12 protein-coding genes are annotated in these 11,431 nt (G+C 42.3%); 4 read left to right on the top strand and 8 right to left on the bottom strand.

Annotated elements, in window-relative coordinates:
* Window positions 1–123: 123 nt before the first annotated feature.
* From PL11201_RS18330 to rimO, 3 genes are all read right to left on the bottom strand, one after another.
* The gene (locus tag PL11201_RS18330) at window positions 124–906 is read right to left on the bottom strand and encodes a hypothetical protein (RefSeq protein WP_079680323.1); all 783 of its coding nucleotides are present in this window, start codon (window positions 904–906) and stop codon (window positions 124–126) included.
* A gap of 178 nt (window positions 907–1,084) precedes the next feature.
* Window positions 1,085–2,491 (bottom strand): DEAD/DEAH box helicase, encoded by a 1,407-nt coding sequence (locus PL11201_RS18325; RefSeq protein WP_079680322.1) that lies wholly within the window; start codon window positions 2,489–2,491, stop codon window positions 1,085–1,087.
* A 358-nt stretch (window positions 2,492–2,849) separates the two neighbouring features.
* Entirely contained in the window at window positions 2,850–4,166 is a 1,317-nt protein-coding gene (rimO, locus tag PL11201_RS18320) for a 30S ribosomal protein S12 methylthiotransferase RimO (RefSeq protein ID WP_079680321.1), read from the bottom strand.
* 157 nt (window positions 4,167–4,323) lie between these two features.
* Between rimO and PL11201_RS18315 the strand changes: the two genes are divergently transcribed.
* Complete coding sequence (locus PL11201_RS18315) at window positions 4,324–4,926, top strand: DUF2059 domain-containing protein (RefSeq protein ID WP_079680320.1); 603 nt, start codon at window positions 4,324–4,326, stop codon at window positions 4,924–4,926.
* Window positions 4,927–4,963: 37 nt separating this feature from the next.
* On the opposite strand, the gene PL11201_RS18310 is transcribed toward PL11201_RS18315, so the two are convergent.
* Window positions 4,964–5,218, bottom strand: coding sequence for a type II toxin-antitoxin system ParD family antitoxin (locus PL11201_RS18310; RefSeq protein ID WP_079680319.1), 255 nt, complete (start codon window positions 5,216–5,218; stop codon window positions 4,964–4,966).
* 70 nt (window positions 5,219–5,288) lie between these two features.
* On the opposite strand from PL11201_RS18310, the gene PL11201_RS18305 reads away from it, so the two are divergent.
* A complete protein-coding gene (locus PL11201_RS18305) occupies window positions 5,289–5,978 on the top strand; it encodes an N-acetylmannosamine-6-phosphate 2-epimerase (RefSeq protein ID WP_079680341.1) in 690 nt (229 codons plus the stop codon).
* Here PL11201_RS18305 and PL11201_RS18300 read toward each other — a convergent pair.
* Window positions 5,951–6,952, bottom strand: coding sequence for a lysylphosphatidylglycerol synthase transmembrane domain-containing protein (locus tag PL11201_RS18300; protein ID WP_079680318.1), 1,002 nt, complete (start codon window positions 6,950–6,952; stop codon window positions 5,951–5,953). The genes PL11201_RS18305 and PL11201_RS18300 overlap by 28 nt on opposite strands.
* 84 nt (window positions 6,953–7,036) lie before the next feature.
* On the opposite strand from PL11201_RS18300, the gene gpmI reads away from it, so the two are divergent.
* Both gpmI and secG read left to right on the top strand, forming a co-directional pair.
* A complete protein-coding gene (gene gpmI / locus PL11201_RS18295) occupies window positions 7,037–8,635 on the top strand; it encodes a 2,3-bisphosphoglycerate-independent phosphoglycerate mutase (RefSeq protein ID WP_079680317.1) in 1,599 nt (532 codons plus the stop codon).
* 77 nt (window positions 8,636–8,712) lie between these two features.
* Window positions 8,713–8,940: a preprotein translocase subunit SecG gene (gene secG, locus PL11201_RS18290; protein WP_079680316.1), complete on the top strand. Its 228-nt coding sequence runs from the start codon at window positions 8,713–8,715 to the stop codon at window positions 8,938–8,940.
* A 5-nt stretch (window positions 8,941–8,945) separates the two neighbouring features.
* Here the strand turns inward: secG and PL11201_RS18285 are convergent, their stop codons facing one another.
* The 3 genes from PL11201_RS18285 to gatA form a co-directional block, all read right to left on the bottom strand.
* Window positions 8,946–9,311 (bottom strand): DUF433 domain-containing protein, encoded by a 366-nt coding sequence (locus PL11201_RS18285; protein WP_079680315.1) that lies wholly within the window; start codon window positions 9,309–9,311, stop codon window positions 8,946–8,948.
* Window positions 9,312–9,553: 242 nt separating this feature from the next.
* Window positions 9,554–9,820 carry a type II toxin-antitoxin system HicB family antitoxin gene (locus PL11201_RS18280; protein WP_144017815.1) on the bottom strand — a complete coding sequence of 89 codons (267 nt, stop codon included), beginning with the start codon at window positions 9,818–9,820 and terminating at the stop codon, window positions 9,554–9,556.
* 63 nt (window positions 9,821–9,883) lie between these two features.
* Entirely contained in the window at window positions 9,884–11,344 is a 1,461-nt protein-coding gene (gene gatA, locus PL11201_RS18275) for an Asp-tRNA(Asn)/Glu-tRNA(Gln) amidotransferase subunit GatA (protein ID WP_079680313.1), read from the bottom strand.
* Window positions 11,345–11,431: the final 87 nt, after the last annotated feature.

The following is an 11,431-nucleotide window of genomic DNA, read 5'->3' as shown; positions in this document are numbered from 1 at the left end:
GCGGATTTAAGAGGATTTCACGGATTTCACGGATTTTAATCTGTCCCCCAATCAAGTCGAGGGCAGGGTTAATCAGCGTAATCCGTTTAATCCGTGTTCAGATTTTAATCTGTGTTAATCTGCTTAAATCCTTCGTCGTAAAATAGTTAAACTTAATCCAAATAATCCTAAAGATAGAGATACAGCGATCGCCGTGACTAAAATTAAAGGTTGGGTAGCTTGGCGAACAGCGATCGCACAAAGTGCCCACATAATAACAAAAGGATAGGCAATTTCATTGCGTTCAATAATTAAAATAGCCGCTGAGGTTCCGGCAATAATTAATAAAATCGCTGTCCATAATTCCGGTGAAATTCCCCCGCCTTTCCATTGCCAATTTTCCAAAACCAAAGCTACATTGACAATGGTTGCGACACTAATCCAAGCTAAATAAATACTAATCGGAAGATCAACATACCAGCGTTCTTGTTTAGATACTCTAACCCTGCCAACATTTAATCGTAAATAAGCCACAATTAAGGAATTTAAAATGGCTATCATTGCCCCCAGGGACAAAAAAAACATCTGATATTGAAATAAAAATACCCAAATTATTTGGGAAATACTAGCCAAAACCAAGGCAAAACCTAACTTCTCTAATCGCTGATTTTCCTGGTTTTGAGGTAAAAATTGATATCGGGCAAAACCGAATAAACCTAGATAAATTAAGCCCCAGATGGCAAAAGCATAATTAGCCGGAATAATTTTAACATCTCTAAAAACTGTATTAGAAATTTCTCCAATTGTTAACCCATTAAAGGGAGCTAAATTCGCTAAGACATTAATTCCAAATGCGACTATAATCGCAATTAAATTTGCCCATTGTCTGAGGGAGTTAAGATGGGAGTCCTGAGAATTAGTCTGCATGGGTCTAATAATTATTAATTATAAGTAATGGGTAATAATGGGTAATGGGTAATGGGCAATAAACTAATGACTGATGACTGATGACTGATGACTGATAAAAAAATCCACCAGATACAATCAATAGCATCTGGTGTATCTATTTTAATCGTAATCGCTAGAAACCGTGATTCCTTGAATCCTATTCAACGCCCTGGGAAACCGAAGGACGAGGAACCACCCGACGATTTAATTTCGGTTTGGAAGACGGTAGTGGCATTTCTTCCTCCTCGGCAGCGAATTCGGAATCTAACCAACTGGGGCGAGTTTGATCGTAGGCTAGTTGTAAAGCCGCCGCCGCGATCGCCTGGGGATCGTATTCCTCACTCAATTGGGCCACAATCGGCAAGAAGGAGGCAACCCGTTCTCCGGCTAAAGCTTCCCGCACCCGTCCTTGTAACCGTTCAATATAACGGCCTTCAATTTGCGATCGCTTAGGAACCGACAACACCGTAAAGTTATGATTCAAATGGCGCTCAATTAACCGCAGTTTCCGGCGATCAATCGGCTGAATCAGCGTAATGGCGATTCCTTCCCGTCCGGCGCGACCTGTCCGACCAATCCGGTGAACATAACTTTCCGCGTTATCGGGTAAATCGTAGTTAATTACATGGCTGAGATGATCCACATCCAATCCCCGGGCAGCGATATCCGTGGCCACGATCCAACGCACCTGACGGCGACGGAATCGTTGCAGTAGCCGTTCCCGTTGGGTTTGGTTCAAGTTGCCATGATATTCGTCAACGCTATGACCGGCGGCTTGCAGGAAAGTCGTTAACTCCGCAGCAGCTTGTTTGGTGCGAACAAAAATAATCGCTGATTCGGGATCTTCTAATTCTAAAATCGGTTGCAACGCCCGGGCTTTTGACCACCCACGGGGAGCCATATAAGCACGCTGTTCAATGCGTTTGGGGGTAGCTTTGGGGTTTTCAGCTTTAATGGTGACTGGATTTTTGAGGAATTTCTTCACCAGTTTCCAAATCGAAGGCTCCATCGTAGCCGAGAAAAACGCCGTTTGCCGATCTTCAGCAACGGATTCTAGGATTTTTTCTACATCCTGAATAAAGCCCATGCTTAACATTTCATCGGCTTCATCCAACACTAACCACTTAATCCGGTCAAATTTCAGATTACCCCGGTTGAGTAAATCTAAAATCCGTCCAGGTGTGCCAACGACAATCTGAACACCTTGTTGTAACCGTTGGATTTGTCTGTCAATGGACTGACCGCCATAAACGGTTAACACATACAAGCTGCGATCATCGGTCATTTTCCGAATCGCTTCTTTAACCTGCATGGCTAACTCCCGAGTTGGGGTCAGGATTAACGCTTGTACGCCCTTTGCACTTGTATCCAGTTGCTCCAGAATGGGCAATGAAAAGGCGGCTGTTTTGCCCGTCCCGGTTTGAGCCAGTCCCACCACGTCCCGTCCAGACAAAATATGGGGAATTGCTTCGACTTGAATGGTGGTTGGCTCGCTAAAGCCTATTGTTTCCAGATAACTAGCACGTTCTTCGGAAATTCCTAAGCTTGCAAAAGATGGACTCATTCATTCTCCTATCTATGTGTTTTAGCCCGGTTCCTGACCCTACCCTATCCATTTGAGACACTTTTACTACAATGCAGAGGTTTATTAGTTTTGCTATAACGCTTGACGTAGCTCTCTACAAACGTTGAGTTACGCTGTCTCTCGGGCATCTTGGAACCTATTTACATTCCAAGGTCTTCAAAAGTTCCTGAACTCACTTTTTTTCACAACCGGTGAGGTTGTTTAGTCAATCAGACTCTTTATAGACCATCTCTCTCTAGGATAACGCTTAACATTCAGAAATATAACAACAAATTTCTTAAAATTTGTGGCGATTTCGGTGAAATGGCTTACCTGTAAGCTTTTAAGGGCTAACATTTTATTCTAAGACGTAACCATAGAGATCATAAACATCGGCATCGGTGATTTGGACTTTCACCATTGAACCCAAACGGGCATCGCCTTCGATATAGACTAAACCATCTACTTCGGGGGCGAAACGGGAAGAACGACCGATCAGTTCTCCGGTTTGGGGATTTTGTTGTTCAATGAGAACGTCTACCACCTTGGCGATCGATTTTTGATTTTGCTTGAGGGAAATGGGTTGCTGTACCTCCATTAAGGCATCCCGGCGGGCATCCATGACTCCTTGAGGCAGTTGATCCGGCAATTTATAAGCGGGGGTTCCTTCTTCGGGAGAGAAGGTAAACACGCCAACGTGATCAAACTCGTGGCGCTGCACAAATTCCCGCAGGTGTTCAAAATGTTCCTCAGTTTCTCCTGGGAAACCAACAATAAATGTGGTACGAAGCACCGCATCTGGGATAGCGGTTTTCAGCGTTTCGATAATTCGATCGTTGACTCGTCCTTGCCAGGGACGGTTCATCGCGCGTAACACATCGGGGTGTGAATGTTGTAGCGGTAAATCTAAATAGGGTAAAACGTTAGGGGTGTCTTGCATTGCTGCAATTACTTTTGGGGTTAACCCCGTTGGATAGGCATAGTGCATCCGTATCCAGGGAATATCAACTTTTCCTAATGCCCTTAATAATTCTGCCAGTTTGGGTTCACCGTAGAGATCCAGTCCGTAGTTGGTCGTGATCTGAGAAATAAGGATTATTTCCTGAACCCCTTGATCGGCTAATTGCTGGGCTTCAGTAACAATTGATTCTATAGTACGCGATCGTTGGTTTCCGCGCAAGTGGGGAATAATACAAAAAGCGCAACGATAGTCACAACCCTCCGCTACCCGCAGATAGGCAACACCTTCACTGGTGGTACGATAACGGGGGACAGTTTCATCGGCGATATAGGTGGGTTCGGCGGAAACTTCTTTAACTCGTTCTCCCTGTTCCACCCGTTTGATCACATCGACAATCTTATGATAGTCTCCGGTTCCCACCACCGCAACGGCTTCGGGGAGTTCATCTAATAGTTGTTCTTGGAAGTGCTGCGCCATGCACCCGGTAATCACAATTTTCTTTTTGGCGTCGGCTAATTCTACCAGGGTGCGAACCGATTCTTCCCGGGCGGCTTCAATAAAACTACAGGTATTGACAATCACGTAATCCGCTAATTCTTCGTTAGAATCAACCTGATAACCGGCCTGTACCAATAGACCCAAGATGTGTTCGGTATCAATGCGATTTTTTTCGCATCCGAGGTGAGAGATTGCAATAGTTGGCTGAGTTGCCATTCTAATAAAATTCTGTATGAAGATTACACAATGAATCTCGGATTATAGCATATATTTCAATCTTTGGTTAAAATCCTTCGGGTGAGGCTATCCCCGCGCAGGCGCTAACACTATCGCATTTTTGGTAATATCATCTCAAAAATCAGGAGAGTTTTTTATGTTCTTCAAGCGAATTTTATTACTGGGAACTATTTTATCTTTAGGGGTATTTTTTCCCGTACCTGTCAAAGCAGAATCGACTCCCAAACCTCCATTAGAATTATCTCAACAATCTGTTTCTGAAAGTAAACGTCAACTGATCAGGGAATTAATAGAAATCACCGGAGGAGAAAAACTCTTTAGACAGGTTAGCCAAATTACATCCGCCCAACTTCAACAAGAATTTACTGGGATTTTAGAATCTATTGTACCAGAAACATCGGGAATCTCTCCAGAAAAGAAACAAGAGATGATTAATCAAATTAACCAAGATATGAGTCGCATCCTAACTCAATATAATCAAAAATTAATGGAAAAACTGGATTTTAACCAAATCATGGAAAAAGTTTATTATCCTTTGTATGATAAATTCTTTACAGAAGAAGATTTACAAACCCTAATTGACTTTTATCAAACACCCACAGGCAAAAAAACCATTACTGTTATGCCCCAATTACTCCAAGAATCAATCCAACGATTTTCCAAAATTATTCAACCTCAAGCTACCCAAATTTTTAAAGAAATATTTCAACAAGAAATAGATCGTTTTAATTCCAAATAATTAATTTTTAATTACATTCGTATCCAAAACATAGCGATTACCACTCATCCCGTAGATGCCTCTGTATTATAACTGCTTCTCCTTGCCAATTTAATCGCCCTACCAAATCAGAGAAATCATAGTTTGATTTTTGCTCACCTTCTGATAAAACTGGATTTATAACCGCTAAAATTTCCTGTTCTTTTAGTAATTGTAACGCCGCTAGTATGACTTCAGAAGCCGATGAATATTTGCCGTTTTTGACCGTTGACTGAACAAACTGCTCAAGTTCAGGAGTTAAGGAGATATTCATAATAATTTAGGGGGTTACGTCGGAGGGTTTACAATAGAAAATGAAACAGCCCTACCCTAATCAATCTAACATGAAATCTGATCTTTTTTCCCTCTTAACTCACGGATTAATTGTATCCTGTCAAGCACCGATTGATTCCCCCCTACATGATCCAATTGTCATTGCAGCGATGGCTAAAGCCGCCGTTAACCAGGGTGCATTAGGGGTGAGAATTGATACCCCAGCCCATGTTAAAGCGGTGCGTCAACGGGTTTCTCAACCGATTATTGGGCTATGGAAACAACAAATTCCTGGGTTTGATGTGTATATTACGCCTCGATTTGAAGATGCCGTGGCGATCGCTAACTCCGGGGCTGATATCATTGCAATTGATGCGACTCTGCGAGACCGTCCCCAAGGAGAAACCGTCAGGAATTTAATTGCTAAAATTCATCAAGAATTAGGTAAATTAGTGATGGCGGATGTGGATAGTTTAGAGGCAGCAATAGGGGCTGTAGAAGCGGGTGTAGACTGTGTGGGTACAACCTTATATGGGTATACAAAAGCCACCCAAAATCAATCTCCTCCCGGTTTTGATTTATTATCCCAAATGGTGAAACAATTGCCAGTTCCTATAATTTGTGAAGGAGGAGTTGCTTCACCCCAAATGGCTAGAAAAGCTCTGGATTTAGGTGCCCATGCTGTGGTAGTTGGTACAGCAATTACGGGAATTGACTTATTAGTTAAAGCCTATCAATTAGAATTATCTAAGAATCTTTGATCTAATTTGGCTAATAATGCCCCCAGGGTTTCAGCGAGAATACTGACTAAACGGTAAAATGCGATCGCACCTAATAAAATAGCAGGGGAAAATTGTTGACTCAATAAAGCCAAAATAGTGGCTTCAAAAACTCCTAATCCTCCGGGTGCACCTGGAATTAATAATCCCAATAACCAAGCAAAACTATAGGCTCCTAATAAGATCGGAATTTGCTCAAAAGTGAGGGGAGTTAAGGCAAGTAAAGTCAACATAAAACCCGACCATCTTAATAAAACAAAACTTGCCCCCCCGAATAGGGGTTTGAGGGGATAATAATCTAATTGACAGGAGGCTTCCTTGGGAAAATTAGATAGTTGTTTTTTGAATTTTGAGGTTTCTAAATATTTCAGAATTGGGTTTAAAATCCGAGGATGAATCCCAAGTCCTAAAGCAATTAAACATAGAATTTGTATGATCCAATAGGAACTATGATAGCTGATTAATGCCAGTCCTAATGCGGCGACTGCCATGATTAAGGGTTCAAGTAATACACTTAATGCCGCCGCTTCTAGGGCAATACCAGAGTCTTTCATCGCCATAATTCGCCCATAAAAATGCCAAATATTCCCGGGCAGATATTTTGCAAGATTAGTGATTAAATAAAGCTGTAATCCCCAACGAGGTCTAATCGTTTGCTTAAATTCTTTAACAATAATTAACCAGACAAAAGCTGACCAAATATGGGCAGAAAGGGTAATAATTAGAGCTAATCCGAGATAGATCCATGCCGTTGAACTAATATCAATTTCTGAAATTTCTTGCCAGTGCTTCCTAAAATTTGCAGCCAAGAAAAATAATGTTCCTCCTAGGACTATCCATCGTAAGTAAGGTTTAAGGAAGCTGAGGGAGTCGATCGCAAATTTAATTAAACGCCCTAAAAATTTAGGTTTTGGATCAGCTTTTGACTGCTGAATTTTAAGTTTTATAGGTAGCATTGTAAAGTTCTCGTGATTAACAGACTTCCCCCGTATGGTATAATCTAGGCAGAAATCACCACAAGCAGGAAAAGGTAACTTGGTATGGCACCAAAATCTGTATCTCCCGTTGTACTCATTATCTTGGACGGATGGGGTTATCGTGAACAAGCCGACGGAAATGCCATAGCCGTTGCCAATACCCCGGTGATGGATAGCCTATGGATAGCTTACCCCAGAACCTTAATTCGCACCTCTGGGAAGGCAGTGGGTTTACCAGGGGGTCAAATGGGAAATTCAGAAGTGGGTCATTTGAATATTGGTGCGGGGCGCGTTGTTCCCCAAGAGTTAGTCAGAATTTCCGATGCGGTTGAGGATGGCACAATTCAAAATAACCCGGCATTGTTAAAAGTTTGTCAAGATGTTTTAGACAGAAACGGCAAATTGCACTTGATGGGTTTATGTTCCGATGGTGGTGTTCACTCCCATTTAGATCATTTATACGGACTTTTAAACTTAGCAAAAGCTAAAAATATTAGGGATGTTTGTGTTCATGCGATCATGGATGGTCGAGACACAAATCCTAAAGACGGAATTAAATATATTAAGCAACTTCAAGAACAAATTGATGCTATTGGTATTGGTCGTATTGTGACAATTAGTGGCCGTTATTATGCCATGGATCGGGATAAACGATGGGATCGAGTTAAACAAGCTTATGAAGTAATGACCAGCAAGGGCGAAGGCAATGGATTATCCGCCGCCGATGTGATGTTATCTTCCTATTCTGAAGGCATAAACGATGAGTTTGTGGTGCCCTCTCGGATCGCGCCTGGGGCGGTGGAAGCAGGGGATGGGGTGATTTTCTTTAACTTCCGTCCTGACCGGGCGAGGGAGTTAACTCAGGTGTTTGTTGATGCTGATTTTAAGGATTTTGAACGTTCCTATATTCAGCCCCTGAGCTTTGTGACTTTGACTCAATATGACTCTCATTTTCCCGTATTAGTAGCTTTTGAACCCCAAAATCTAAATAATATTCTCGGACAAGTTATCGCTGAACACGGGTTAAAGCAATTACGCATAGCCGAAACCGAAAAATATGCCCATGTCACCTATTTTTTTAATGGCGGTTTAGAACAACCCTATCCCGGGGAAGACCGAGAATTAATTCCTAGTCCTTCGGTTGCTACTTATGATTTACAACCGGAAATGTCTGCCGAAGCGGTGACGGATGTGGCAATTGAAGGTATTGAAAAGGGGATTTACTCGCTGATTGTGATTAATTACGCTAATCCTGATATGGTCGGACATACGGGGATGATGGGTGCGGCGGTAAAGGCGGTTGAAACCGTTGATCACTGTTTAGGGATATTGTTACAAAGTATTAGTCAAGCTGGAGGGACGGCGATTATTATTGCCGATCATGGTAACGCAGAATATATGTGCGACGCCGAAGGAAATCCCTGGACAGCCCACACAACTAACCCTGTTCCCTTTATCCTAATAGAAGGGGAAAAACGCAAAATCCCAGGTCATGGAACCGATATTCCTTTGCGGACAGATGGCTGTTTAGCGGATATCGCCCCTACGATTTTGCAGATTTTGGGTATTCCTCAACCCCCGGAAATGACGGGTGTTTCTATGATTGAATCCGCCGCCTATGAAGTTCGGGAAAATCGGACTCCGATGCGGGTAAAACTTTAAATTAATTCCTGGAAAAATAGGTTATAATTGAAGGTTTGACGGTTTAATTTTTCTGTTCAAATTATCAACTTCTTAACATGATTACTCAAGTATTACAAGCGGTTTGGTCTTTATCGGCTTTAGGGATTATTATTCTGGTCTTACTCCACAGTCCTAAAGGAGACGGTATTGGGGGTATTGGTGGACAAGCTCAATTATTTACTAGCGCCAAAAGTGCCGAAACTACCTTAAATCGGATTACTTGGATGTTGGCAATTATTTTTATGGGAATTACAGTTATTTTAAGTGCTGGTTGGATTAAATAGGGTAGTCAATTTTTGCTCGAATCCTTAACCCCCTTGTTCTTGTAGAGAAGGGGGTTAATTTTTGTTTTTAATGCCGATGCTAATAAGCTGTTGAGCTGTTCTTTTTCTAAGCGATCGCATTCTTCATAATAAGCAGTAATTTCCTGATCAATACTGAATTTATTCACATGATAATAAGTTAAAGCTGCATAAATTTGTCCTAAATTCAAGTGGGGAAATTCTTGTAAAATTTCTTCAACAGTCATGCCCGCATTATAATCAATTGCAATACTCATAACCGACATTCTTGTTCCCGTAATCCGAGGGCGACCCCCACAAATTCCGGGTGTAGAAACAATTAATGTACCAATATCTGTTAAGGTTGTTGACATTTTAAGATTTGCGGTAAAAATTTCAGATATTACTCATTATAACCTCAATACCATTCTAAAAATATTACCCTCATATAGCAATCCTATTTGAGTTGTGTTCAAAATTTGTGCTCAAAAGGGAACAGGGAACAGGGAACAGGGAACAGAAATAATACTTCTGGCTGTTTCATATCAGTGTTGAAATGTTACAACCTATTTAGGATTACTATAGATTTTCTTTAGGAGTTCCATAGATATAATGATTATGCTGTTGGTGCCCCATCAACAGGAAGAAGTTGAAGTTCATCCTCAGTAATATCTTGAGTTAACTCCTGGGCAATTTCCCAAATGGGTTTTCTTTTAGTTTCAGAGGAAACTTGATGTTGATAATCGGCTTGAATAACAGTTTTTAATTCAGAAAAAATTAAATCCAGTGAATCTCCTTGAAAGGTTTGTTCAGAGAGTTCTGGACAATAGGCTAAATATCCTGAATCCGTTTTTTCTATGGAAACATTAACTTTATAGGACATAACTGTTAGAAAAATTAGAGAAGGATTAAAGAGGTGAGCAAAGCCCACCCTAATATTTACAGATTAGATTCCTTGCGGTTTATAATTATGCCAATCCGTGGCTTGTTCATAGGCATTAGCAACTTCTAATAACCGAGATTCCCCTAAGGGTTTCCCAATTAATTGCATCCCAATCGGTAAGCCTTGATCATCAAATCCACAGGGCACACTAATTCCGGGTAAACCTGCTAAATTCACGGGAATTGTCATTAAATCCGATAAATACATACTCAAGGGATCGGCCGTTTTTTCCCCCGCTTTAAAGGCCGTTGAAGGTGCGGTCGGACAAACTAACACTTCCACTTGACTAAACGCCCGATCAAAATCTTCCTTAATTAAAGTTCTGACCTTTTGGGCTTTCAAATAATAGGCGTCATAATATCCCGCCGATAACACATAGGTGCCCATCATAATCCGGCGTTTGACTTCCGACCCAAACCCTTGCGCCCGGGTTTTCTGATACATTTCAATTAAATTATCCGCATCGGGATAACGGAAACCATATTTCACCCCATCATAACGGGCTAAATTAGCCGAAGCCTCCGAAGGAGCAATCACATAATAAGTCGGTAAACCATAGCGGAAGCGAGGACAAGAAACCACTTGAATTTCTGCACCGGATTCCTGTAAAACACTAATGGCTTTGGTGACAGTTTTTTCCACAATGGGATCTAATCCTTCCCCAAAGGTTTCCTTAATCACCCCAATTTTAATTCCACTTCGGGCTCTCAATGAAGGTAATAGCCCGGAAACATAATCGGGAATGGGCAGGTTTAAACTCGTGGCATCTTTCGGGTCGTGACCAGCGATCGCTTGTAATAAAATAGCCACATCTTCCACAGAGCGTCCAAAGGGCCCAATTTGATCCAAAGAGGACGCATAGGCGACCAACCCATAGCGAGAAACTAAACCATAGGTGGGTTTGAGTCCCACTACCCCACAGAAGGACGCGGGCTGACGAATGGAACCCCCCGTATCCGAACCCAAGGAAACCACTGCTTCTTCGGCTGCTACGGCCGCAGCAGACCCTCCCGATGACCCCCCGGGAACCCGTTGTAAATCCCAAGGGTTGGCTGTCACCTGATAGGCAGAGTTTTCCGTGGAACTCCCCATGGCAAATTCATCAAGGTTAGTTTTTCCCACCATCACCGCCCCGGCTGCGGCCAGTTTCTGGGTGACGGTGGATTCGTAGGGCGGGATAAAATTCTCTAAAATTTTGGAACCACAGGTGGTGCGAATTCCTTCGGTGCACATATTGTCTTTAATGGCGATGGGAATTCCCGCTAACAAGCCGATTTCTTCCCCTGCCGCTATTTTGGCATCCACTTGACGGGCCTGCTCTAAGGCTCTATCCGCAGTCACACAGAGAAAGCTCTTTAATTGGGGTTCGAGTTGTGCAATCCGATCCAGCGCTTCCTGGGTGATCTCAACGGCGGAGCGCTCTTTTTTGATCAGTTGTCGGTGCAACTTACGGATGGATGCCATACTCTGTTATTCCTCATGTTCTTAAAATACCCATATCAAAGTTTATCACCAGGAGGGGGTGTTAAGGGGAGACGGGGGAAGTGGGGC

It is taken from the genome of Planktothrix sp. PCC 11201 (genome assembly GCF_900009135.1).
Classification (GTDB): Bacteria; Cyanobacteriota; Cyanobacteriia; order Cyanobacteriales; family Microcoleaceae; genus Planktothrix.
Note: the sequence above shows the minus strand (reverse complement) of the source record. Positions and strands in the feature narration are given on the sequence as shown.